Origin of the sequence: Hoeflea sp. YIM 152468, from assembly GCF_029210485.1 — a bacterium.
Classification (GTDB): Bacteria; Pseudomonadota; Alphaproteobacteria; order Rhizobiales; family Rhizobiaceae; genus Hoeflea.
Window position 1 is genome coordinate 45,249 of sequence record NZ_JARGET010000026.1, and the last position, 25,315, is coordinate 70,563.

Genomic DNA, 25,315 nt, shown 5'->3' on the forward strand with positions numbered 1-25,315 from the left:
GTCACCTCCAGCGCACGCGGTAGCGCATCAGCATGATGGCGGCGACCATGGTCAACAGCGATATGGCCACCATCACCTGGGCGATGTAGCTCGGAACATTGGCGCTACGGCTCATCGCATCGGCGCCGACAAAAATTCCGGCCACGAAAATGGCAGCCACGATCACCCCTAACGGGTTGAGCATCGCCAGCATCGCCACAACGATGCCTGTGTAGCCATAGCCGGGCGACAGATCGAGTGTCAGGTTGCCCTTCAGCCCGGCCACTTCCGAGAAGCCTGCAAGCGCCGCAAGACCACCCGACAGCAGCGCCGTCTTGGCAATCACCCGGTTGACCGGAATGCCCGCAAACCGCGCCGCTTCGGCATTGTGCCCGACTGCACGCATCTCGTATCCAAGGGTGGTCTTTTTCATGATCACCCAGACGATGAGTGCCGACACAACAGCCAGCACGAAACCGAAATGCAGCCGCTTGCCCTTTATCAGGCGCGGCAGTTGCGCGTCGGCGATCATTCGCTTTGATTGCGGCCAGCCCATGCCGGTTGGATCCTTCAGCGGCCCTTCAAGCAGCATCGAGACAAACAGCAAAACGATAAAGTTGAGCAGCAGGGTTGTCACAACCTCGTCAACGCCAAACCGGGTCTTGAGAATGGCAGGGCCCAATAATGTCAACGCTCCGGTCAGCATTGCCGCAATCATGATCACGGGGATCAGCCCTGCCGAAGGCAGTGCCACTGCGCCGGTTCCCAGAACCACGGTCATCACGGCCCCAAGATAGAGCTGCGCTTCGGCGCCGATATTCCACAGCCGGGCCCGGAAGGCGACTGCGACTGCCAGCCCGGTAAAGATAAGCGGCGTCGCCCGCGTGAATGTCTCCAGAAGCGCAAATTGCGATCCGGCGGCGCCCTTGACCACCAGCCAGAACACCGTGAACGGAGACGCTCCGGCTATCATCACCAGCAACGAGGATAACAAGATCGTTGCCAGGATCGCGCCAGCCGGCCAGAGCAGCGTGGCGGCCATCGAGGACGAAGGTCTTGGCTCAAGCCGCATGGCTCGCCCCTGCTTCCGTGCCGTGTCCGGCCATCAGTTCACCCAGTTCCATGACGCTGAGCTCGCCGCGGGCCGAGGGGCGCGACAGCTGACCGCGATGGATCACGGCGATACGGTCGGACAGGGTCTGGATCTCATCAAGATCCTCCGAGATCAGCAGCACGGCCGCACCGCGGTCGCGCGCCTCGATCAGCCGGGCATGCACATAGGCCACCGCGCCGACATCGAGCCCGCGGGTCGGTTGGCTGGCGATAATGATATCGGGATCACCATCCAGCGCCCGACCGAGGATAAGTTTTTGCATATTGCCGCCTGATAACAACCGCACACGCGCCTCCGGCGACGGGCATTTGACGTCATAGGCCTTGATGATACCGCTGGCAAAAGACGCCGCCGCCTTCCAGTTGAGAAAGCCGAAGCGGGAGAAACGGGGGCTGCGATAGGCTTCCGAAATCACGTTCTCGGCCACGCTCATATCGCCGATCATGCCGGTGGCGTGCCGGTCTTCCGGGATCCGGCCGATGCCGCAATCCAGCGCCGCGCGCGGAGACCAGCGAACAGTTTTCTGGCCGTGAACAACAATATCACCCCCGCGCGCTTCCAAGGTTCCCGCGATGAGAGCGGCAAGGGCCGCCTGACCGTTGCCGGAAATCCCCGCAAGGCCTGTGATCTCGCCGCCCCGCAATTGCATCGAGACCCCGTTGAGCCCCGCCCCACCCACGCTTCGGGTTGAAATGTTGTTGAGTTCGAACAGGATCTCGCGTGAGGTCGAAGGCCCAATCTCATTGACCGGCAATTGCCCGCCAACCATCAGCTCCGCCAGTTGACGCCGCGTTGCCTCCGACGTCTTGCGCTCACCGGCAAGCTTGCCGCCCCGCAACACCACCACCCGATCAGAAACCGCCTGCACTTCGCCCAGCTTGTGCGAGATGAAGATCACCGACAGCCCCGCCGCCACCAACTTCTTCAAGGTCGCAAACAAGGCTTCGGTTTCCATCGGCGTCAACACCGCCGTCGGTTCATCAAGAATGAGAATCCGCGCTTCTCGATACAGCGCCTTGAGGATCTCGACGCGTTGCCGCTCACCCACGGACAGTTCCGCAATCATCCGGTCCGGCTCCACCTGCAGCCCGTAATCGGAGGCCAGTTGCGTGATCCGTTGCCGGGCCTGCGCCTTGCCGAGATTGAACGACCATAACGGCCGCGTGCCAAGCACGATGTTCTCCAGAGCCGTCATCTGGTCGGCAAGTGCAAAGTGCTGATGCACCATGCCAATTCCGGCCGCCAGCGCCGCGTTCGGGTCACCCGACGGCAAGGCCTTGCCGAAGACTTCGATTTGCCCCTCGTCGGCGGTGTAATGGCCGAAAAGAATGTTCATCAGGGTGGTCTTGCCGGCCCCGTTTTCGCCAAGCAGCGCCACCACCTCACCGCGTTTGAGCGCCAGCGAGATGTGATCATTGGCGACCAGCGCACCGAATCGTTTGGTGATGCCCGTGAGGCGGAGAACCGTCTCCGCCTCCGGGAGGTCAGCAGTGTCCATCAGTTGGACTTGGGCTCTTCGTCGTTGACCTCGACCACCAGGTCGCCAGCTTTGATGGCAGCCTCACGCTCCATGACCAGCTTCATGGCGTCTTCGGGAACCTTGCCTTCGAAAGTTCCGAGCGGCGCCAGCGAGCAGCCGCCTTCCTTCATCAGCGAATAGATCCCGTAATTGTCGGCCTTGAAAGTGCCTGCCTTGACCATCTCGATGGCGTGGTCGAGCGTTGGCTCGAAATGCCACAGCGCTGACGCGACGACGGTTTCGGGATAGTCCGCCTGGGTGTCGATCACGTTGCCGATTGCCAGCACGCCTTTTTCCGTAGCCGCATCGGAAACGCCAAACCGTTCCGCATAGAGAATATCGGCGCCGCCGTCGATCTGGGCGAAGGCGGTTTCCTTGGCCTTCGGCGGGTCGAACCATGAGCCGATAAACGCCACCTGGAACTTTGCATCGGGCGCGGTTTCCTTCACGCCGGCCATGAAGGCATGCATCAGCCGGTTGACTTCCGGTATCGGAAAGCCCCCGACCATGCCGATATTGTTCGACTTGGTCATGGCGCCGGCAATGATCCCGGACAGATAGGAGGCGTCCTGAATGTAATTGTCGAACACGGCAAAATTCGGCGCATCGTCCTTCGGCTGAAAGCTCGATCCCATCAGATAGGCGGTTTCCGGATAATCCGCAGCCACCTGCCGGGCGGCGTCCTCGACACCAAAGACTTCGCCGATGATCAGCTCATGCCCGGCTTCCGAATATTCGCGCATGACGCGCTCATAATCATTGTTGGACGTGTTTTCGGAGAAGACGTATTCAATGTCACCGCGTTCCACCGCAGCATTGGCAGCCTTGTGGATGCGGCTCACCCATTGCTGCTCAACCGGCACGGTATAGATCGCTGCCACCTTGAGCGGCCCGTCAGCGCGAACATGGCGGACAAATCCGGGCAGGGTCAGGACTGCAGCGCTTGCGGCTGCTCCAGCAAGGAGCTGGCGGCGCTTAAGAAGTGGGAAACGGCTCTGTGGTGTCATTCTTGTCATGGCTGACGCTCCTGTTGGACAATGATTTTCTGGCTGTACCCGTGATTATTTTTGACCAAAAGATAAAACGTGCTTCCGGCCTTGGCAACCACGTTATCAGTGCTGTGCATAAACCTCGAAAGCACACCGCCGGAGCATCATGCCAGAATGGGGCTATTCACCAGACCAGCACGGTTTGGGGTTGCACATCAAAGGTAATCCGGCACAACAAACCGGGGAACAGCAATGCTGTATGATCGGCAGAGACTGCGCAAGCGCCCCGGCTGCCGGTCCCAGATGGGCGGAAATGAACCGGAAGGATGCGATCCGAATGACCGATAGCTCCCAAGAAAACCTGCTGGCGCTCAATTGCGGCTCGTCCTCGATTAAATTCGCGCTGTTTGACGCTGATTTCCAGCGCAGATTTTCCGGACTGGTTGAAGCGATCGGGCACGGCCAGACACCACGGCTCAAGACCTCGGAGGGAGATGCCGGACAGTTCGGCGCGCCCGATCAGGTGCACGCAGACGTCTTGCCGCAGCTGTTCACCCAGATCATCCTTCCCCGTGCCGGCACCATTTCGGGCATCGGCCACCGGATCGTGCATGGTGGTGAGCAGTTCGCTGCACCAGTCAAGATAGATAGCCTGGTGCAGGCCGGCATCGCTGACCTGACGCCCCTGGCTCCGGGCCATCAGCCCCACAATCTGGCAGGCATTGACGCCGCAACCCGGGCCTTGCCCGGGGTTCCCCAGATCGCCTGTTTCGACACCGGTTTTCATGCAGGCATCGCCACGGTCCGGCGCGAGATGGCGCTGCCTCGCAGCTTTGCGCGGGACGGTCTGATCCGGTACGGCTTCCACGGAATTTCCTACGAGCACGTCGCCGCAAGCCTGCCCGGTCTCGGCTTGTCTGAAGGGCGGGTGATCGCCTGCCATCTCGGCAATGGCTGTTCGATCTGCGGCATGGCCGATGGCAAAAGCCTCTGGACATCCATGGGCTTCACGCCGCTCGACGGACTGATGATGGGCCAACGCCCGGGGCGGCTTGATCCGGGAGCGGTCCTCTGGCTTGTCGAGCAGCATGGCGGCAGCACGGACGCCGTCAGCAAACTGCTTTATCAGCAGAGCGGCCTGTTGGGCGTCTCCGGATTGTCTGGCGACATGCGTACGCTTCTGGCCAGCAAGGATGCGGATGCGGGCTTTGCGGTCGAGATGTATGTTGATCGGCTGGTTCAGGAAATCGGGGCCGCGGCAACCAGCCTCGGCGGTGTCGATGCGCTGGTGTTCTCAGGCGGTATTGGTGAAAACGCCGCACCGATCCGCGCCATGACCCTGGAAAAGCTTGCATGGCTCGGATTCATGTTCGATCCGACCGCCAATGCCGCCGGCTCCATACGGTTGACGACTGAAGACAGCCCCCGCCAGGCCTTTATTGTCGAAGCTGACGAAGAGCGGGTCATCGCCCAGGCAATAGCTCGCCTGCTTCGGCAACAGGTTTGATCGCCGGCTGACAGGCAACGCGTCGCGACCGTTTGCGCACTGGTGCATGTACTTGAACTTGAAGAGTGCAAATGACAGGATGGACTAGCCTCGGTGCTGTGCGCTGCGTGAATTCCGAGGCGGCAATTGGGTTTAGAAATTTCCATCGCAAGCGTGATTTTATCCCGTATCCCTGACCATTTCTCAGATGAATTTAACCGTAGGCCAAAAAATGAGCAGCAAACCCAGACTCTGGATCACCCGCAAGCTTTCGGACGCGACACTCGAGCGCGCTGCGCGTGATTATGACACTGTTATCAATTTCGACGACGGGTTGAGCACAGCCGATGATCTGGTGAGCATGAGCGCCCAGGTCGACGCCATCATTCCCTGTCATTCCGAGCAGTTCAACGCGGACGTTGCCCGCAGGCTTGATCCACGGCTGAAAATCATCGCCAATCATTCTGTCGGCGTCGATCATTGCGATTTGCCGGCGCTGAAATCGCGCGGGATCGCGGTGACCAACACGCCCGACGTGCTTTCCGACGCAACCGCGGAAATTGCCATGCTGCTGATGCTTGGTGCGGCCAGGCATGCAATCAGGGGCGATCACCTGGTCCGTTCCGGAGGCTGGAATTTCTGGAGCCCGTCCTTCATGGTCGGCAAACAGGTGACCGGAGCCCGTCTGGGCATTGTCGGGATGGGTCGTGTCGGGCAGGCCTTCGCCCGCAAGGCGCGCGGCTTCGACATGGAGATTCACTATTACAACCGCAGCCGTCTGACGCCGGACGAGGAGTTCGGTGCGACCTATCACGATACGATCGACAGCCTGCTTGAGATTTCCGATTTCCTGTCGCTTCATTGCCCGGCCACGCCTGAAACGACCGGCCTGATGAATGCCGGCCGGCTCGCGATGCTGCCGGAGGGCGCTGTTTTGGTGAACACGGCACGTGGCGCCCTGGTCGATGAAGCAGCCCTTCTCGAGGCTATCGTCAGTGGCCGCCTTGCCGCTGCCGGCCTTGATTGCTTCGTCACCGAACCGGGCGGCAATCCGGCCTTTGCCGCACACCAGAACATTTTCATGCTGCCGCATATCGGCAGTGCAACCCGGCACACCCGCGACGCCATGGGGTTCCGGGCACTTGACAATCTGGATGCGTTCTTTCGCGGCGAGACGCCGAAGGATTTGCTGTAGCCCAAAGCCGGAGGCAGCCTTCGACCAAATCGGGATATGGCACCGACCGGCACCGCTCGGCTCACGCAACAGCAATCCCCGGCGGTGGAAGCAGCTATCAACCTGATCACTGATGCGCCATCAGACCTGATGCAGCACTCACACCCGCCGGCGCGGCCCCACCCGCTTTCGCGTCAGGTCATCCTTGCGCTTGACCCGTAAAGCGCGTCGCATCATGGCATAAGCCATCACACCCCAGACGATCTGCCACCAGACCGGAATCAGAACCGGGCTTGCCGGCACAGCGGTCAGCAGAAGTGGACGCGAGCGCGCGTCGCAAGCGTTGAACCGACAAAAAAGTTCGCACCTCAAGCACCACCGGTCGATCCCACAGGAAAGCTGCACTAATGCCAAAAGCTGTGCTATCGGCTACAAGCATTGTTTGAACACCGAGGTCTGACACGAAATCTTGCACCCTCCCGAATTGATCATTTTTGATTGCGACGGCGTCCTCATCGACAGCGAGGTGATCAGCGCCCGCGTGCTGATAGAGGCTCTGGCAGATGTCGGCGTGCCGGTTGATATGGACCATGTCCAAACCCATTTCCTTGGCCGCAGCTGGGCCAAGGTTGCAGCGGAAATCCGCACCTCGCACAGCTTCCTGCCGGGGGCGGATTTCGAGGAAAAGTACCGCACCGACCTGCTCGCCCACTTCGAAAATGAGCTGGCGCAGACCGTGGACATCGAAACATTGCTTGGCAGGCTCAAAACCAGGACTTGCGTGGCCACCAGCAGCTCGCCGAAACGGACTTTGCGCTCTCTCGAACTGACGGGATTGCTCAATCATTTCGAGGGCAGGATTTTCACGGCCTCCGAAGTCGCTCGCGGCAAGCCCGCGCCGGACCTGTTTCTGCATGCGGCTGAACGAATGTGCACCGACCCGGCCCGGTGTCTCGTGATTGAAGATTCCGTGCCAGGCATTGAAGCAGCCCTGGCCGCTGGCATGCCGGTGCTGCGCTTTACCGGCGGCAGCCATCTCAAGGGCAACAGCGAGCGGGTGCTGACACTTGGCGGAAAGGTGCAGTGCTTTGACAATTGGCAGCAATTCCCCGAAATGGTGCCTCTAGCCATTCGCAACCAAGCAGACGGGTAAACCAATGAGCAATGTGGGAGATCAGGAAACCAGCCGTCTCGATGATGCAGCCCGTGCCGGGTGGCTCTACTATGTTGCCGGCAACACCCAGGACGAAATCGCCCGCAAACTTGGCGTCTCCCGGCAATCGGCACAGCGTCTGGTTTCGCTCGCCGTTAGCGAAAAGCTCGTCAAGGTCCGGCTCGATCACCCGATCGCCCGATGCATGGAGCTTGCCCACGGTCTGAAGGAGAAATACGGACTGCTCAGCTGTGAGGTAGCCCCCACCGATCCGGACACCCCGACAGCCTTGACCGGTGTGGCGCAACTGGCCGCAAGCCACATCGAACGTGTTCTGAAATCCGACCATCCGAAAATCATCGCCCTGGGGACCGGCCGCGCTCTGCGCGCCTGCGTCGAGCAATTGCCCAAGATGGATTGTCCGCATCATCGTATTGTCTCGCTGCTCGGCAACATGATGTCCGATGGCGCCGCCACGCCTTACAATGTGGTGATCCGCATGGCTGACCGGGTCAATGCCAGGCATTATCCGATGCCGTTGCCGGTGTTCGCCCGTTCGCTGGAGGAGAAACAATTGCTGCAACGGCAGGAAGCTGTTCACAATATCCTCGACCTGGCGCGGCAGGCTGACGTCACCTATGTCGGGATTGGCAATATCGGCGACAATGCTCCGCTGCTTGTTGACGGATTTGTCAGCCGTGAAGAAACCCGCGCCCTGATAAAGGCCGGCGCGACCGGCGAGATCACATCCTGGGTGTTCGATCGCAACGGCAAGCTGATTGACGGCTTGACCAATGACAGGGTCGCCAGTGCCACCCTCAAGGCCTCGCCGACCAAGCCGGTGATTGCCATTGCGGTTGGCCCGCTCAAGACCGATGCCGTTCTGGCCGCCCTACGCGGCAAGTTGATCAACGGCCTGATCACGGACGAAGCCATGGCCGAACAATTGCTCATCCACTAGTCAAAATTCAGCATTCCTACCGTCCTGATAGTATTAGGCGAATTGAAGCAGAACCCGCTTCTGTGCAGGTGCAGCATCGATTCGCCATTGACATGAACCTGCCCATACGTGAATATTTGCTCGTCCAAATGGCAATTGCCCACCACGGGCATTGGGAGGAATTCATGAAGAGATTTGCAAACGTGCTTCTGTGCGCGTCGGCGTTGTCGATGCTCGGCACAGCTGCGCTAGCCGAAGAAATCACCATCGCGACTGTCAACAACGGCGACATGATCCGAATGCAGGAACTGTCGTCGACGTGGGAAGAGATGTCCGGCCACACGATAAGCTGGGTGGTTCTTGAAGAGAATGTGCTGCGCCAGCGGGTGACGACCGACATCGCCACAGGCGGCGGTCAATACGACGTGATGACCATCGGAACCTACGAAGTGCCGATTTGGGGCAAGCAGGGTTGGCTCGTTTCCTTGAACGACTTGCCGGCCTCCTACGAAATTGACGATCTGCTGCCCGCTATCCGCGGCGGCCTGACGGTCGATGGCGAACTCTATGCGGCACCTTTCTACGGTGAATCATCGATGGTGATGTACCGTACTGACCTGATGCAAAAGGCCGGCATGACAATGCCGGAGGCGCCAACTTGGTCCTTTATCCGCGAAGCCGCCGCGGCCATGACCGACAAAGATGCGGGCATTTACGGGGTCTGCCTGCGCGGCAAGGCCGGTTGGGGCGAGAACATGGCGCTTCTGACCGCCACCGCCAACTCGTTTGGCGCCAAGTGGTTCGACATGGACTGGAACGCCCAGTTCGACAGTCCGCAATGGAAGGAGGCCTTGACCTTCTACATTGAAATGATGAATGAATCAGGCCCTCCCGGTGCAGCCAACAATGGCTTCAACGAAAATCTTGCCCTGTTCCAGACCGGCAAATGCGGCATGTGGATTGACGCCACCGTGGCGGCATCCTTTGTCACCAACCCCACGGATTCTCAGGTTGCCGACAGTGTCGGCTTCGTCCTGGCGCCGGACAACGGTCTGGGCAAGCGCGGCAACTGGTTGTGGGCCTGGTCTCTGGGCATTCCTGCTGGCACGCAGAAAGCTGAGACTGCCAAGGCGTTCGTCGAATGGGCAACGTCGAAAGAGTATCTGGCGCTGGTTGCGGAAAATGAGGGATGGGCCAATGTGCCGCCGGGCACCCGCACGTCGCTTTACGAAAATCCGGAATACGCCAAGGTTCCCTTTGCAAAGATGACTCTCGACAGCATCAATGCAGCAGATCCACAGAACCCGACCGTCGACAAGGTGCCTTATGTCGGCGTCCAGTTTGTTGCCATCCCCGAGTTTCAGGGAATCGCGACGGCTGTTGGCCAGCAGTTCTCCGCAGCCCTTGCCGGAACGACATCGATTGATGATGCACTCGCTAATGCGCAGGCCCTGACCACGCGCGAAATGCAAAAGGCCGGCTACCCCAAGTAGGGTCTCCGACCACCTCGGGAGCCGGAACCTACCCGGGCCGGCTCCCGGATTTACACCCAATCTGTCCCCGTCCTGTCAAGGAACCGAGCCATGGCGACCGCCCACTCACGCAGTGCAGCACGCTTGATGATATCACCCGCAGTGATTTTGCTGCTGGGTTGGATGATTATCCCGCTGTCCATGACAATCTACTTCTCGTTCCTGCGCTACAATCTGCTGTCGCCCGGCAATGAGTCCTGGGCCGGGTTCGACAACTATCGCTATTTTCTGACCGATCCGGCGTTTTTCGATGCGATGGGCAACACTTTCATTCTGGTGCTTGGCGTGTTGTTGATTACCGTTGTCGGCGGCATCTTGCTGGGACTGCTGCTGGATCAGCCCTTCTTCGGCCAGGGCATCGTCCGCATTCTGGTGATTGCACCATTCTTTGTCATGCCGACAGTCTCCGCACTTGTGTGGAAAAACATGTTCATGAATCCGGTCAATGGCTTGTTCGCCTATATGGCAACCGCCGTCGGGCTCGAGCCGTTCGATTTCCTCAGCCACGCGCCGCTGGCGTCGATCATTCTCATCGTCTCCTGGCAGTGGCTGCCGTTTGCGACCTTGATCCTGCTCACAGCTCTGCAATCTCTGGATCAGGAACAGCTTGAGGCCTCAGAGATGGACGGCGCCGGACCTATCAACCGGTTCATTTTCATCATGCTGCCGCATCTCGGTCGGGCGATCACCGTTGTGATCCTGATCCAGACCATTTTCCTGCTCTCCATCTTCGCCGAAATTCTGGTCACCACCAATGGCGGCCCGGGTACTGCGACCACCAACCTGACCTACCTCGTCTATGTGCAATCGCTGTTGCAGTTCGACGTGGGCGGCGGTTCCGCCGGCGGCATCGTTGCTGTCATTCTCGCCAACATTGTCGCGATCTTCCTGATGCGGATGATCGGCAAGAACCTGGACGCTTGAGATCATGGCGCGCGCTGTTTCCACCCGACGTAAACTCATCGTTACCCTTCTGGCTTGGACGATAGGCATTGCGATCTTCTTCCCCATCCTGTGGACTGTCCTGACCAGCTTCAAGACAGAGGCCGAGGCAATCGCTTCACCGCCGTCCCTGTTCTTTTTCGACTGGACCACAGAGAATTACGCCGCCGTGCAGTCACGCTCCAATTACGGCCTGCACTTCTCCAATTCGGTGATAATCTCGCTGGGCTCTACCCTGCTCGGCTTGCTGATTGCCATTCCGGCTGCCTGGTCGATGGCCTTCGTACCCGGCAAATGGACCAAGGACATCCTGATGTGGATGCTATCGACCAAGATGCTGCCTCCGGTCGGCGTTTTGATCCCGATTTACCTGATGTTCCGCGACACCGGTCTGCTCGATTCGCGTCTGGGACTGGTGATCGTGCTGACGCTGATCAACCTGCCGATCATCGTCTGGATGCTCTATACCTACTTCAAGGAAATTCCGGTCGACATACTTGAGGCCGCACGCATGGATGGAGCCGCCCTCTGGTCGGAAATCATCTATGTGCTGACTCCGATGGCGGTGCCCGGCATAGCCTCGACCCTGCTGCTGAACGTCATCCTGGCCTGGAACGAAGCTTTCTGGACCCTCAATCTGACGGCGGCAAAAGCCGCCCCGCTGACCGCCTTCATCGCCAGCTACTCAAGCCCGGAAGGCCTGTTTTATGCCAAGCTGTCGGCTGCCAGCACCATGGCCATTGCACCAATCCTCATTCTTGGCTGGTTCAGCCAGAAACAGCTCGTCCGCGGCCTCACCTTCGGCGCTGTGAAATAAGGAACCTGAATCATGGGACGCATTACACTCGACAAGGTGACCAAGCGCTTCGGCGACGTCGAGGTCATTCCACCGCTCGACCTGACCATAGAAGAGGGCGAGTTCGTCGTCTTCGTCGGCCCTTCGGGCTGCGGAAAGTCCACCCTGCTGCGTCTGATCGCAGGCCTTGAAGATGTCACGGGCGGCCAGATCCGCATTGACGGCAAGGATGCCACCGAAACCCCGCCCGCCAAGCGCGGCCTGGCCATGGTGTTCCAATCCTATGCGCTCTATCCACACATGAGCGTGCGCAAGAACATTGCCTTCCCGCTCAAGATGGCGGGCATGGATCAGGCCGAGCAGAAACGACGCATCGACAATGCCGCCAAGGTGCTCAACCTCGCGGACTACATCGACCGCCGTCCAGGCCAGCTCTCGGGCGGCCAGCGCCAGCGGGTTGCCATCGGCCGCGCCATCGTGCGCGAACCCGCGGCCTTCCTGTTCGACGAGCCGCTGTCCAATCTAGACGCCGCCCTGCGCGTCGGCATGCGTCTGGAAATCTCCGAACTGCATGAGCGGCTCAAGACCACCATGGTCTACGTCACCCACGACCAGGTCGAGGCCATGACCATGGCCGACAAGATCGTGGTGCTGCGCGCCGGCCATATCGAACAGGTGGGATCGCCGCTGGAACTCTACAGGGCTCCGCGCAACCTCTTTGTCGCCAGCTTCATCGGCTCGCCGAAGATGAACCTGATTTCAGGATCCGAGGCGGCAAAACGCAGTGCCAGCACCATCGGCATCCGCCCCGAGCACATTTCTGTCTCCCCGACCGAGGGCCTGTGGAAGGGCCGCGTCGGCGTTTCCGAACACTTGGGATCAGACACTTTCTTCTACGTCCATGACACCGGTCTGGCCGACGACATCACTGTCCGCGTCAGTGGCGAGGTCGAACTGCGGGCCGGAGACACCGTCTACCTGACACCAGATGCCGAGAAGATCCACCGCTTCGACCAAGCCGGGTTGCGACTGAAATGAACCGTCTGACTGGTCTTGCGGCAACGGGATGCACTGATGTCTGAAACTCCTCAATCCAGGCCGCATACACCAGCACGGCTGAACACGGCGGCTTTGATCAACCTCCCCGTAGGCGTCAGCGCGCCCGGCTATGACCGCAGCGCCTTGAGCGCCGGTGTCTTGCACATCGGCGTCGGCAATTTTCACCGCGCCCATCAGGCCCACTATTTTCACCGTCTGTTCGAACTGGGCGAGGATCACGATTGGGCGATCATCGGCGCAGGGCTGATGCATTTCGACACCTCCATGCGCGAGAAGCTTGGGGCCCAGGACTGGCTCACCACCGTGGTCGAACTTGACCCGGACGGATACCGGGCTGACATCATCGGCTCCATGATTGATTTTGCTCCTGTCGATCCCGCTTCTCTCGTTGCGGCGATGCAGGATCCGAAAATCCGCATCGTGTCTTTGACCGTGACGGAAGGTGGCTATTTTCTCAGCGCCGAAACCGGCGGCTTTGATCCGACCCACCCGGCGATCATCCGTGACGCGGGCAACAGGGATGAACCACACACCGTGTTCGGCGCCATGATTGCGGCATTGGCCGCACGGCGGGCAGATGGCATCGCGCCGTTTACAGTGATGTCGTGTGACAACCTTCCCGAAAACGGCCATGTCGCTCGCACCACCCTTCTGGGTTTGGCGCAGCTGATGGATCCTGATCTGTCAGACTGGATCGCCGCCCACGTGGCATTTCCCAATTCGATGGTCGATTGCATAACGCCGGCCACCGGAGCCCGCGAAATTGACCTGGTGCGCAGCAATTACGGTATCGACGATGCGGCGCCGGTTGTTTGCGAACCATTCCGCCAATGGGTGATGGAGGATACGTTTCCGCTTGGACGGCCTTCGCTTGAAAAGGTGGGAGTCGACTTCGTCAGCGATGTTGCGCCCTATGAATTGATGAAACTGCGGATACTGAACGGCGGACACGCAACGATTGCCTATGCCGCGGCATTGTTGGGGCACCATTTCGTCCACGAAGCCATGGCCGACCCTCTGATTGCCGGTTTCCTGAACAAGCTCACCGTCGAGGAGATCCTGCCGACGGTGCCGCATATAGAAGGAGTTAACCTCTCCAGATACATCACCGTTGTGGCTGCGCGATTTGCCAACGCGGCTTTGGGCGACACCATCCCCAGACTTTGCCTTGACGGCTCCAACCGTCAACCAAAGTTCATTTTGCCGACCGTAGAAACGCGATTGCTCGCCGGCCAATCGGTCGACGGTCTGGCACTGGAAGTGGCGCTCTGGTGCCATTACTGCGCCGGTTGCCGCGACGACGGCACCACCATCGATCTTGAAGACACCAATGCGACAAGATTGCGCAAGCACGCTCTGGCGGCCAAGACAGATCCGCACGCATTTCTGGCCATGGCGGATATTTTCGGCACGCTCGCCGATGCGCCTGTCTTCGCCGGAGCCTTCCGCAAGGCTCTCATCCGCCTCCAGACCAATCCAACCCGTGTCGTGCTCGCCGAATATCTGGCTGATGGATCAGACTGAGGCTATGACGGGAGCAGATTGCTGCCAATCGTTTTCGCGGGAAATGCGGTCCATTTCTTCTGCTTGGCTTCCCGCAAATATTGCGACAAACCTCCATCACAGCCCCATCCTGTCCGAGAGGACGTTTTCGCAATTTGCGCAAACTGTACAGCCATCAACAGACACTGCATCAATAGTAGGCCTCTCAACAACGTTGCCTATTATTGACACTCTGCCAAATCATATGCGTCATACGGGTGGACAGCCAAGCCTGCATCTGTAAAAATTAAGCAAGTCGACAATATCGACAGGATGGCAACCGTCAAATCAATTGGCGAACCATCAATAAGGGGAAGGGCGCAACAGCCCGTATCAGTTAGGGAGCGTGTTTTTGGTATCAACCAACACGGATGAAGGCTTTGTCGTCTTCGACGGAGTGCAGAAGAGCTATGACGGGGAAAACCTAGTCGTAAAAGACCTCAATCTTTCCATTGCCCGGGGCGAGTTTCTTACAATGCTGGGCCCGTCGGGATCAGGCAAAACCACCTGTCTGATGATGCTGGCAGGCTTCGAGACCGCCACCAATGGCGCGATCAGGCTGGACGGCAAGGAAATCAACAACATTCCTCCGCACAAGCGCGGCATCGGCATGGTGTTCCAGAATTACGCCCTGTTCCCGCACATGACTGTCGCTGAAAACCTCTCGTTTCCGCTTGAGGTTCGTAAGATGGGCAAGGCGGAACGCGAAACAAAGGTTCAGCGCGCTCTCGACATGGTGCAGATGGGCGACTTTGGCGGCCGTCGGCCAGCGCAACTGTCAGGTGGCCAACAACAGCGCATCGCGCTGGCCCGCGCGTTGGTGTTCGAAGCCGAATTGGTGCTCATGGATGAACCGCTCGGCGCGCTCGACAAGCAATTGCGCGAGCACATGCAGTTCGAGATCAAGCACATTTCCGACAAGCTTGGCATTACGGTTGTGTATGTCACCCATGACCAGACCGAGGCGCTGACGATGTCGGACCGGGTCGCCGTGTTCGAAGACGGCCGCATCCAGCAACTGGCGCCGCCGGACGAACTCTACGAGCAACCGCAAAACAGTTTCGTTGCGCAGTTCATCGGCGAGAACAACACGTTGATGGGCAAAGTCGAGAAGATGGACAAGGACAGCGCGGTTGTCCGCCTCGACAATGGCGATCTCATCGATACCGTTCCGGTCAATGTCAGCAATGTCGGCGACCGGACACTGGTCTCCATTCGCCCCGAACGGGTCGAGTTCAACCGCGAGCGGCTTCTGCCTGACGCCCATACGCTCAAGGCCGAAGTGCTGGAATTCATCTATATGGGTGACATCTACCGCACCCGGCTCAGGGTTGCCGGCAAGGACGATTTCATCGTCAAGACCCGCAACGCCCCGGATCAGCGCCGGCTCAAGCCCGGTGAAATGATCGAGATCGGCTGGCGTCCGCAGGATTGCCGCGCGCTCGACGCTTAACAGCAGAAACCATACCCCCAGTGTCAGCCCGAGCCGTGGGGGGAATCACAACGGGAATCCTAACAAGGAGAACAAGTATGAAATTCAAACTAGCAACATTGTTGTGCGGAGCCGCACTGGCAACCACCGGCGTGCACGCCCAAGACGTCAAGATGGCCGACACCTTGACCCTGGTCAGCTGGGGTGGCGCCTACCAGAAGAGTCAGATCGCGGCCTATTCGGAGCCCTATCAGGCGATGCACCCTGATCTCAAGATCGTCTGGGACGAAAGCTCGGCCGAAGCCGTGGCCAAGCTGCGCGCCATGAACGAAGCCGGCAACATCACCTGGGATCTGGTTGACGTTGTTGCCGCCGATGCCATCCGGCTGTGCGATGAAGGCCTGGCGATGGAATTTGACGCCGATGAGCTGCTGTTGCCTGCCACCGACGGCACACCGGCATCGGAAGACTTCGGCGACCTGCTGGTCAGCGATTGCTTCATCCCGCAAATCGTTTATTCGACCACCTTCGGCTACCGCACCGACATGGTCGGCGACACACCGCCAACCAATATCTGCGACGTGTTTGACCTTGAAAAATATCCGGGCAAGCGTTCGCTCGAGAAGCGCCCGATCAACAACATGGAATGGGCCCTGCTTTGCGACGGTGTCGCCAAGGCTGACGTCTATGACGTGCTCGAGACCGAAGAAGGCCAGGCCCGTGCACTGGCCAAGCTCGACACGATCAAGGATGAGGTGGTCTGGTGGTCGGCAGGTGCCGATACGCCGCAGCTGCTCGCCGATGGCGAAGTGGTCATGGGCTCGACCTATAACGGCCGTCTTTTCAGCGTGATCGAAGAACAGAAGCAGCCTGTCGCCATGCTGTGGGACGCCCAGGTGTTCGATCTGGACGGCTGGATCATTCCCGCAGGTCTGCCTGCCGAGCATCAGGCGCGGGTTGAGGACTTCGTCAAGTTTGCCACCGACACTCAGCGTCTGGCAGATCAGGCCAAGTACATCTCCTATGGTCCTGCCCGCAACTCGTCCGCACCGCTGGTTGGCAAGCATGCCGATCTCGGAATCGACATGGCTCCGCATATGCCGACCGATCCGGCCAATGCGACCAACACCTTCCTGTACAACTACACATGGTGGGCCGATTACCGCGACGATCTGGATGCCAAGTTCCAGGCCTGGCTTGCCCAGTAAGCAACGACAGTGCGGGAGGGGCCGTTTGCGGCCCCTCCCGAGCCATCCGATTCGAATTGATGCGACAGCAGGACGGAGCCGGCCCCTATGACCGATGCCACGCACACCCCTTCAGACGGTCCGATGCTGACTGCTGACGGCATCCCGCTGAAGAAGAGCCTGCAGATCGCGCTTCGCCGGCAGAAGCTCCGGGCGCTGGTATTGATTGCGCCGCTGCTGCTGTTCGTGCTGATAAGCTTCATCGCCCCGATCGCCGACATGCTGTTCCGTTCGGTGGAAAACGATATTGTGTCGCAGACCCTTCCGCGCACCGTCATCGCCTTGCAGGACTGGGACTACGACGACGGCAAGGCCGCGGCGCCGGAAAAAGAAGTTTTCGCGGCGCTTTATGTCGATCTCTCGGAGGCGGAAGAATTCAAGACCCACACGAGATTGGGCTCGCGTCTCAACTACGAGACCACCGGCATGTCGTCGCTGCTGCGCAAGACCGGGCGAGGACTTCGCCGCATGGGCACCAGCATCTATACCGAGCAGTTTGAAGCCCTCGATCCGAAATGGGTCGAACCCGCCGTCTGGGTGGTCCTGATGGAGCAGCCCGGTGTCGCCACCGCATTGCCCGAGACTGCTTCTGCATGGGATTCCTGGAAGCGCATCGTCGCCAACAAGGGCGACTTGCTGGCCGAGGAACAGCCTGACGACTTCATCTACACCACGCTGTATCGCGACCTGGCCAATCAGCCGGCAACGGCCATCGCCGCCTATACCGGTGCCGAAGCCGGGCTCCTCATGGCAGCCGACAGCGCGGTCGACGGATTTGAAACGGTCTCGCTCAAGGATCAGTTCATCAAGATGGACGAGGATTGGGCCAGTCCGCAGGTCTGGGGCACCGTGAAGGCCTTTTCATCGCCCTACACCGCCGGCTATTTTCTCGCCTCGGTGGATCTGAAACAAACCCCCGCCGGTATCGAGCAGCAGCCGGAAAACCAGAAGGTCTACATGCTGTTGTTTGGCCGCACCATGTTCATGAGCGTGGTGATCATGGGCTCATGCATCCTGCTCGGCTACCCGATCGCCTATTTGCTGTCCAACCTGCCGCTCAGGACATCGAACCTGCTGTTGATTTTGGTCCTGCTGCCGTTCTGGACCTCGCTTCTGGTGCGGACATCGGCCTGGAAGGTGCTGCTGCAGCAACAGGGCGTCATCAATGATATTCTGGTCTGGCTTGGCCTGGTCAGCGACGGCGACCGGCTGGTGATGATCAACAACCAGTTCGGCACCATCGTCGCCATGACCCACATCCTGCTGCCGTTCATGATCCTGCCGCTCTACTCGGTGATGAAAACCATTCCACAAACCTATGTGCGCGCCGCCAAATCGCTCGGCGCGACCGACTGGACCGCTTTCTGGAGGGTCTATTTCCCGCAGTCTGTGCCGGGCATCGGCGCCGGATCGATCCTCGTTTTCATCCTGTCCATCGGCTACTACATCACCCCCGAACTGGTCGGCGGCACGACGGGCACCTTCATTTCCAACCGGATCGCCTACCACATCTCGTCCTCGCTCAACTGGGGCCTCGCGGCCGCACTGGGGACGATCCTGCTGGCGGTCGTGCTGTTGCTCTACTGGGTCTATGACCGCATCGTGGGCATCGACAATGTGAGCCTGGGGTAGACCAATGCGCAAATTCAAAAAGCCTGAAGTCGACCTCGTCCGCTTCGTTCTGCCGCTCATGGCCCTTGCCGGCGCCGGCTTTGGCTTCCTCGTCGGCACTGCAAATGGTGCGCCGCTTGCCGGAACGGCCATCGGCGCCGTTTGCGGCGTGATCCTTGCCTGGGTCCTTGCCACCTATGTCCCCTCCAAACGCACGGGCATCGCCGCGACCACCGTCCTTTTCGCAATCGTCGGGCTGGTATTGGCCGGCAGCGGCGGCATTGTCGGCGGACTGATTGTGGGCTTCGTGCTCGGCTGGCTGAGCTATTGGCTGTCCACCGGCAGCTACCGCGCCGGGACGCAGATCTATGCAACACCGGGCCAGGTCTTGTGGCACAACACGTACAAGCTCATCTGCGGCATCATCTTCTTTTTCCTGATTGCACCGATCCTCACGGTGATGCCGTTGAGCTTCAACGCCGAAAATTTCTTCACCTTTACACCGGCAATGCTGTCGTTTGATCCCGAAGGCTATTCATTCAAGCATTACCGCGATTTCTTCACCAATCCCGACTGGCAGCAAGCGCTAAAGAACTCGATCCAGATTGCGCCTGCGGCGACCATGATTTCGGTCTCGCTCGGCACACTGGCCGCCATCGGCCTGTCGCAACCGCATGTGCCGTTCCGGCGGGCGATCATGGCGATCCTGATTTCACCGATGATCGTGCCATTGATCATTTCGGCTGCCGGCATGTATTTCTTCTATTCGCGCATCGGTCTGCAGGGTACCTATATCGGCGTGGTTCTGGCTCATGCCGCCCTTGGCATTCCCTTCGTCATCATCACCGTGACGGCCACATTGGTCGGCTTCGACAAATCGCTGACGCGCGCGGCGGCCAATATGGGCGCCAACCCGGTGACAACCTTCTTCAAGGTGCAGATGCCGCTGATCCTGCCGGGTGTGATTTCCGGCGGCCTGTTCGCCTTCATCACCTCATTCGACGAAGTGGTGGTGGTGCTGTTTGTCGGCTCGGCGGGGCAGAAGACCCTGCCCTGGCAGATGTTCACCGGCTTGCGTGAACAGATCTCGCCCACCATCCTCGCGGTCGCCACGCTTCTTGTCGGCGTTTCGATGCTGCTCTTGACCACGCTCGAATTGCTGCGCCGCCGTTCGGAACGTTTGCGGGGCTTGTCGCCAGGCTGACAGCGGCCAGGCCCGATTGACCAGTCGCTGAGGCCGCCAACCGGCCAAGCCATGTCAATTCCGCGATCGGCTTTGGGTTGAAAATCGGCTACATTACAAGAACCGGCTTCACGTCCCGGTCACGCCAACATTCAGGATGAGGAGCCGATGGTCACGATCCCGGAAGGAACCGCCGGCGCCGGTGGCGAATAGGACATTTTTCATCATCACCGAATCTGGTTCGGGAAACGTCACCGATATCCCCCATGGTCGGGAAGAGACGATCATCCGGCGCTAAGGCAGTTCAGGCTCGATCGGATCGGATTGAACGTCAACGGACATGCATTCAGTCACAGTGCCCCACTGTCCTTTGCGCATCCTGACATGTGACTTACACCGCTTGCGGTGGTTTTACTCCCCTTGCGCGGCTTCGCTCTGGCCGGCTCCGGCAATGGTCAACTGCGTGTCCGCAGCAGCCAGCGCCGCCGAGATATGCGCAGGCGGATCACGGTCTGTGATTAGCTGATCGAATGCCGAATAGTCGCAGACGGTAACCAGGCCGCGCCGGTCAAACTTGGTATGGTCCGAAACCACCAGCTTGCGCTCTCCGCATGACAGTACCATGCGGGCAAATTCCGATTCCTCAAGGTCGAAGTCCATCACCCCACTGGCGTCCATTGCCCCCGCCGAAATAACGGCATGATTGACGGTGAAACGGCTGATGAACTCAATCGCCGAAACCCCGAAAGCGGCGCCAGAATCGCTTCTGAGTTCACCACCCGCCATATAGACCTTGTTGCCGTTTACTGTCGCCAAGGTCCGGGCAATGTCGGAGGAATTGGTCACCACGGTGAGCCGCCGGTGACCGAGCAATTCACGCGCCACAAAGCTTGTCGTCGTTCCCGTGTCGAGCATGACGGAATCGCCATTGTGAATCAGTTGCGCCATTTCGCGGGCAATCCGACGCTTGCTGTCGGAATTTTCACGCATGCGCCGCTGAAACGGCGCTTCTCCAACCTGTCCCGCCAATCCCACAGCCCCGTGGATTTTCAGAACCGACCCGCTTTCAGTCAGCGGGCGCACATCGCGCCGGACCGTCTCAAGCGAAACACCAAGCCGGGCAGCAAGCCGCGAGATGGTCACGGTACCCTCGTCGGCCAGTATCCGCATGATCTCCGTATGACGTTTCGACAGCATTCTGACACCTGTATTCCCGTCTGCTTTCTAGGCGAACAGTCCCATGGAATCAATCAAAACGAACTCAATCGGGCAGCAAAACGAAATATAGCCACAGAATTGATTGACAAGGGCCAAAGCCTGGTGTGGGATTGGAGGGTTAAAAAGTCACGTACGGATGCGCTGCTGCTTGGTCTCTTCTTGGGCAATCAAAGGCGCCGGAATGCGAGACACAACAGGGTGAACAGGAGGCTCGACATGCATTCAGCCAAGTACTTTTCCGGCCGCACCTCCAGGCAACTGACCGCGGCGCTCGTCATCTCGAGCGCTTCTTGTTTCGGTCTGGCTGCTTCGGCAATGGCCCAGGAATCCACCGACTCGATCAAGCTGACGCTCCACGACTGGACCGGACAGTTGATCACCACGGAAATCATGGGCGAGGTGCTCAAGAAAGCCGGCTATTCCATCGAATATGTCCAGGCCGATTATCTGGCCCAGTTCGCCGGACTGGAAACCGGCGACCTCCATGTCGCCATGGAAATGTGGGAAACCACTGGCCGTGATGCCATGGATGCCGCCACTGCAACCGGTAATGTCGAGAATTTCGGGCCGACCGGCATGAAGGCCAAGGAAGAGTGGTGGTACCCGTCCTACATGGTCGAGAAATGTCCGGGCCTGCCCGACTGGGAAGCGCTCAAGGACACCGCTTGCGCCGAAGCTTTCTCCACGGCGGAGACAGCGCCCAAAGGCCGCTACCTGGGTGGACCGGTGACCTGGGGCGGGTTCGATGACGAGCGCGTCGAAGCGCTCGATCTTCCTTTCGAGGTGATCCACGCCGGAACCGATGCCGCGCTTTTTGCGGAACTCGAAAGCGCCTATCAGCGCAAGGCACCGATCATGCTGTGGATCTACGCGCCGCATTGGGCCCCGGCCAAATATGACGGTGCCTGGGTCGAGTTCCCGGAATATTCGGCGGAGTGCTACAATGACGCCGCCACAGGCCTCAATCCTGACATGGCCTATGACTGCGGTAAGCCCTTCGGCGAGATCTGGAAGGTCGGCTGGGCCGGGGTGAAGGACAAATGGCCCGGCGCCTATGACGCCATCAAGGCGTTCACCATCGACAATGACGAGATGGGCAAGATGATCACCGAAGTCGATCTTGACGGCAAGTCGATCTCCGAGGTCGTCGGAGACTGGATGAGCGCCAATGAAGCCCGCTGGTCGGGCTGGATCAAGAAGTAACCGGCCTGGCTGGATGGTGCTGCATCCGTCTGACAAACTGCAACCGGGCTGCAAGGTCCGGGTGCAGGCCACAGATCACGCATCAGACCCCGTGCGGGTCGGCGCATCCCGCCCGGTTTTCCTGCAGTCCAGACTGAGTTATCCATGACCACTCCCGAAGCCAGGCTCGTCTGCCGCAACGTATGGAAATTGTTCGGCGCGGATGCCGCCGCCTTTCTGGCCCAGCACAATGGGCGCCCCGAAGCAGCAGCCATCGCCCGGGCAGGACTCGTCGGCGCTGTCCGGCGGGTCGACCTGGACGTGCACGAAGGCGAGATCTTCGTCATCATGGGCCTGTCGGGATCAGGCAAATCGACGCTGGTCAGGCTGATGTCGCGCCTGATTGAGCCCTCGGGTGGCGATGTGCTGTTCAAGGGTGAGAACCTGCTCAAGCTGTCGCAGTCGCGGATGATCGAGATCCGCCGTCACCAGATGGGCATGGTGTTCCAGCATTTCGCCCTGCTGCCGCACCTCACGGTGCTCGACAATGTTGCCTTTCCACTCGACATCCAGGGCATGAACCGTCCTGCCCGCGAAGCACGGGCGCGCGAGATGATTGACCTGGTCGGTCTGAATGGAAAGGAAAGCGCCTTTCCCCGGCAGCTCTCTGGCGGCCAGCAGCAACGGGTCGGCATTGCCCGCTCGCTCGCCGTTGAACCGGAAATCTGGTTTCTCGACGAGCCTTTCTCGGCGCTCGACCCGCTTATCCGCCGCGAGATGCAGGACGAGTTCATGCGCCTGCAAACCAAGCTGCACAAGACCATCGTCTTCATCACCCATGATTTCGATGAAGCAATTCGCCTTGCTGACCGGATCGCCATCATGAAAGACGGCGAGATCGTCCAGGCCGGCACGCCCGAAGAGATCGTGCTGACACCGGCCACCTCCTATGTGGCGGAATTTACCAAGAATGTTGCCCGCGCCAAGGTGATCCGGACCCGCAGTCTGATGGTCCCTGCCGATTCTGGCAGCGTCGAGGGGCCGGTTGTCTCGGCGCGTTCCACCATCGCCGACGCGGCGCCATTGTTTCTTGATGGCGTTGCGCATCTTGGCGTCACGGATGACGCCGGTGAACTCATAGGCAGGCTCGACCGCGAAACCGTCGTTGCGCTGATGTTGCAAGGCTGATCATGGCGATGTCCGGAGCGCCCCTGTTGAAATCCGATGCAGCCCCGGCGCCGCCACCGTCATTCCGCTTGCCGATTGCCTGGGTGGCGGCCGGTGCAGTGTTTGTGCTTTTCTGGCTCTACGCCAAGCCGGTTTGGCCTGCGGCCTTCGAGTATCCGAAAACCCATGTGGTGAAGCTGGCAAAGTGGATCAGCGCCGCAATGAAGTGGCTGATTGACGAAGCCAGTTTTGGCCTGTTCAGCTTTACCGATTTCACCCGCTTTGTTTCCGCGGTATTGGATGTGCCCTATACCCTGGCCGCGAGCCTGCTTTCTACCGGATTTCTCGAAGGCAGCGGTTCTTCGGCAATCCAGATCGTGCCACCCTTGCCATGCGTTGCCGTGATCGGCCTGGTCATGCTGCTTGGGCATTGGCTTGGCGGCATCTCGCTGGCGCTGCTGGCCGGCGGCTGCTTCCTGTTTCTGGCGGTCTTCGGGCAATGGACCAGCGCCATGATCACCCTTGCCTCGATTCTGGTGGCCGCACCCTTGGGTGTTGTCTTCGGATTGCTGTTCGGCATCGCAGCTTGGCGGTGGCGCTGGGTTGAGCGCGTGATTGCGCCAGTGCTCGACCTGATGCAAACAATTCCGGTGTTTGCCTATCTCGTTCCGGTGCTTTTCCTGTTCGGATTTGGTCCTACCGCAGCGGTGATCGCCACCCTGATTTTCGCGACTCCGCCGATGACTCGCATCGCGATTCTGGCACTGCGTGCCGTCCCCTCCGAAATCATCGACCTGGGCAACATGGTCGGTTGCACCGACCGGCAGATGACCTGGCGGGTGATGGTCCCGGCGGCGCGTGAAAGCCTGATGGTGGGCATGAACCAGGTGATCATGCTGTCGCTGAACATGGTCATCATTGCCTCGATGATCGGCGCTGGCGGGCTGGGTTTTGACGTGCTGGCAGCGCTTCGGCGGCTTGATTTCGGGGCGGGTTTGGAAGCCGGCTTCGCCATCGTCGCGCTCGCCATTGCCATGGACCGGTTGAGCCAGGCTGCGGCTGAAAAACTGTCGGCTCCCGCCGCCGGGAACCAGACATCAGGGCTCGTTGCCCGCCACCCCCATCTCGCTGCGGCCTTGGGACTGGTCCTGATCACCGTCGTCCTGGGCTATGCCGTCCCGGCCATTCACACCTATCCTGAAGCACTGCAACTCTCGACAGGCACTTTCTGGTCGGAAGTCGTTGCCTGGATCAACATCAACTATTTCGATGCGCTGGAAGCGATCAAGAATACCATGCTGCTCAATGTCTTGATCCCGTTCAAGCGCTTTCTCGGCGATCTTCCCTGGCTTGGCGTGACGGCGTTTCTGGGCTTTGCCGGCTACAGGCTTGGCGGCTGGCGGCTGGCACTGCTCACCGTCTGCCTTCCGCTGTTCATTGCCGTCACCGGCCAGTGGGAAAAGGCCATGATCACCGTCTATCTCTGTGGCATCTCGGCGGCGATCGCCGCGCTGATCGGCGTTCCGATCGGCATCTTGTCGGCCACCCGCGACCGCATCTGGTCCGGGGTGCAGGTGGCCATCGACACGCTGCAAACACTGCCGAGCTTTGTCTATCTGATGCCGGCCGTGATGCTGTTCCGGGTCGGCGATTTCACCGCCATGATTGCAGTTGTGGCTTTCGCCGTTGCCCCGGCCATCCGTTACACCGCGCTCGGCATCCGCAAGGTCGACCCCAGGCTGATCGAAGCCGGTCGCGCCATGGGCTGCACAGAGTGGCAGATTCTCACCCGTATCCGGCTCAAATTGGCGCTTCCCGAGATTCTGCTCGGGCTCAACCAGACCATCATGTTTGCCCTGTCCATGCTGGTCATCACCGCGCTGGTCGGCACCCGCGATCTTGGCCAGGAAGTCTACATCGCGCTGACCAAGGCCGACACCGGGCGGGGCCTCGTGGCAGGTCTGTCAATCGCCGCCATCGCCATTGTAGCCGACCGCTTGATCTCGGCCGGCGCCAGTCACACCCGCCGCCGCCTTGGTCTGGAGTAACC

General features: G+C 59.7%; 20 protein-coding genes. 16 read left to right on the forward strand and 4 right to left on the reverse strand.

The window, feature by feature from the left end:
• Position 1 precedes the first annotated feature (1 nt).
• The 3 genes from PZ897_RS13680 to PZ897_RS13690 are packed head-to-tail and all read right to left on the reverse strand — an operon-like array spanning position 2 to position 3,619.
• Positions 2-1,051 (reverse strand): ABC transporter permease, encoded by a 1,050-nt coding sequence (locus PZ897_RS13680; protein WP_275752965.1) that lies wholly within the window; start codon positions 1,049-1,051, stop codon positions 2-4.
• Entirely contained in the window at positions 1,041-2,591 is a 1,551-nt protein-coding gene (locus PZ897_RS13685) for an ABC transporter ATP-binding protein (protein ID WP_275752967.1), read from the reverse strand. Before PZ897_RS13685 ends, PZ897_RS13680 begins: the two co-directional genes overlap by 11 nt.
• On the reverse strand, positions 2,591-3,619 hold the full coding sequence (locus tag PZ897_RS13690; protein ID WP_275753157.1) for a BMP family protein: 1,029 nt from the start codon (positions 3,617-3,619) through the stop codon (positions 2,591-2,593). Before PZ897_RS13690 ends, PZ897_RS13685 begins: the two co-directional genes overlap by 1 nt.
• Before the next feature lie 319 nt (positions 3,620-3,938).
• Here PZ897_RS13690 and PZ897_RS13695 point away from each other — a divergent pair, with 319 nt between their 5' ends.
• The 13 genes from PZ897_RS13695 to PZ897_RS13755 all read left to right on the forward strand — a co-directional run bounded on the left by PZ897_RS13695 (position 3,939) and on the right by PZ897_RS13755 (position 19,719).
• Complete coding sequence (locus PZ897_RS13695; protein ID WP_275752968.1) at positions 3,939-5,108, forward strand: acetate/propionate family kinase; 1,170 nt, start codon at positions 3,939-3,941, stop codon at positions 5,106-5,108.
• A gap of 211 nt (positions 5,109-5,319) precedes the next feature.
• Positions 5,320-6,282: a D-glycerate dehydrogenase gene (locus tag PZ897_RS13700; RefSeq protein ID WP_275752970.1), complete on the forward strand. Its 963-nt coding sequence runs from the start codon at positions 5,320-5,322 to the stop codon at positions 6,280-6,282.
• 448 nt (positions 6,283-6,730) lie between these two features.
• Positions 6,731-7,414: an HAD family hydrolase gene (locus tag PZ897_RS13705; protein WP_275752971.1), complete on the forward strand. Its 684-nt coding sequence runs from the start codon at positions 6,731-6,733 to the stop codon at positions 7,412-7,414.
• Positions 7,415-7,418: 4 nt separating this feature from the next.
• Positions 7,419-8,375 carry a sugar-binding transcriptional regulator gene (locus tag PZ897_RS13710; protein WP_275752972.1) on the forward strand — a complete coding sequence of 319 codons (957 nt, stop codon included), beginning with the start codon at positions 7,419-7,421 and terminating at the stop codon, positions 8,373-8,375.
• A gap of 164 nt (positions 8,376-8,539) precedes the next feature.
• Complete coding sequence (locus tag PZ897_RS13715) at positions 8,540-9,847, forward strand: sugar ABC transporter substrate-binding protein (protein ID WP_275752974.1); 1,308 nt, start codon at positions 8,540-8,542, stop codon at positions 9,845-9,847.
• A 90-nt stretch (positions 9,848-9,937) separates the two neighbouring features.
• Positions 9,938-10,810, forward strand: a complete 873-nt coding sequence (locus PZ897_RS13720; protein ID WP_275752975.1) for a sugar ABC transporter permease — start codon at positions 9,938-9,940, stop codon at positions 10,808-10,810.
• A gap of 4 nt (positions 10,811-10,814) precedes the next feature.
• The gene (locus tag PZ897_RS13725; protein ID WP_275752977.1) at positions 10,815-11,645 is read left to right on the forward strand and encodes a carbohydrate ABC transporter permease; all 831 of its coding nucleotides are present in this window, start codon (positions 10,815-10,817) and stop codon (positions 11,643-11,645) included.
• 12 nt (positions 11,646-11,657) lie between these two features.
• Entirely contained in the window at positions 11,658-12,662 is a 1,005-nt protein-coding gene (locus tag PZ897_RS13730; protein WP_275752979.1) for an ABC transporter ATP-binding protein, read from the forward strand.
• A gap of 36 nt (positions 12,663-12,698) precedes the next feature.
• Positions 12,699-14,207: a mannitol dehydrogenase family protein gene (locus PZ897_RS13735; RefSeq protein WP_275752980.1), complete on the forward strand. Its 1,509-nt coding sequence runs from the start codon at positions 12,699-12,701 to the stop codon at positions 14,205-14,207.
• A 370-nt stretch (positions 14,208-14,577) separates the two neighbouring features.
• The gene (locus tag PZ897_RS13740) at positions 14,578-15,678 is read left to right on the forward strand and encodes an ABC transporter ATP-binding protein (RefSeq protein WP_275752981.1); all 1,101 of its coding nucleotides are present in this window, start codon (positions 14,578-14,580) and stop codon (positions 15,676-15,678) included.
• Positions 15,679-15,830: 152 nt separating this feature from the next.
• A complete protein-coding gene (locus tag PZ897_RS13745; protein ID WP_275753160.1) occupies positions 15,831-16,865 on the forward strand; it encodes an extracellular solute-binding protein in 1,035 nt (344 codons plus the stop codon).
• 87 nt (positions 16,866-16,952) lie between these two features.
• Positions 16,953-18,536 (forward strand): ABC transporter permease, encoded by a 1,584-nt coding sequence (locus PZ897_RS13750; RefSeq protein ID WP_275752983.1) that lies wholly within the window; start codon positions 16,953-16,955, stop codon positions 18,534-18,536.
• Positions 18,537-18,975: 439 nt separating this feature from the next.
• On the forward strand, positions 18,976-19,719 hold the full coding sequence (locus PZ897_RS13755; RefSeq protein WP_275753162.1) for an ABC transporter permease: 744 nt from the start codon (positions 18,976-18,978) through the stop codon (positions 19,717-19,719).
• A gap of 390 nt (positions 19,720-20,109) precedes the next feature.
• On the opposite strand, the gene PZ897_RS13760 is transcribed toward PZ897_RS13755, so the two are convergent.
• Complete coding sequence (locus PZ897_RS13760) at positions 20,110-20,895, reverse strand: DeoR/GlpR family DNA-binding transcription regulator (protein ID WP_275752985.1); 786 nt, start codon at positions 20,893-20,895, stop codon at positions 20,110-20,112.
• A 237-nt stretch (positions 20,896-21,132) separates the two neighbouring features.
• Here PZ897_RS13760 and PZ897_RS13765 point away from each other — a divergent pair, with 237 nt between their 5' ends.
• The 3 genes from PZ897_RS13765 to PZ897_RS13775 all read left to right on the forward strand — a co-directional run bounded on the left by PZ897_RS13765 (position 21,133) and on the right by PZ897_RS13775 (position 25,313).
• Positions 21,133-22,119: an ABC transporter substrate-binding protein gene (locus tag PZ897_RS13765; protein ID WP_275752986.1), complete on the forward strand. Its 987-nt coding sequence runs from the start codon at positions 21,133-21,135 to the stop codon at positions 22,117-22,119.
• 144 nt (positions 22,120-22,263) lie between these two features.
• On the forward strand, positions 22,264-23,286 hold the full coding sequence (locus tag PZ897_RS13770; RefSeq protein WP_275752988.1) for a betaine/proline/choline family ABC transporter ATP-binding protein: 1,023 nt from the start codon (positions 22,264-22,266) through the stop codon (positions 23,284-23,286).
• Positions 23,287-23,294: 8 nt separating this feature from the next.
• The gene (locus PZ897_RS13775) at positions 23,295-25,313 is read left to right on the forward strand and encodes an ABC transporter permease subunit (RefSeq protein WP_275752990.1); all 2,019 of its coding nucleotides are present in this window, start codon (positions 23,295-23,297) and stop codon (positions 25,311-25,313) included.
• Positions 25,314-25,315: the final 2 nt, after the last annotated feature.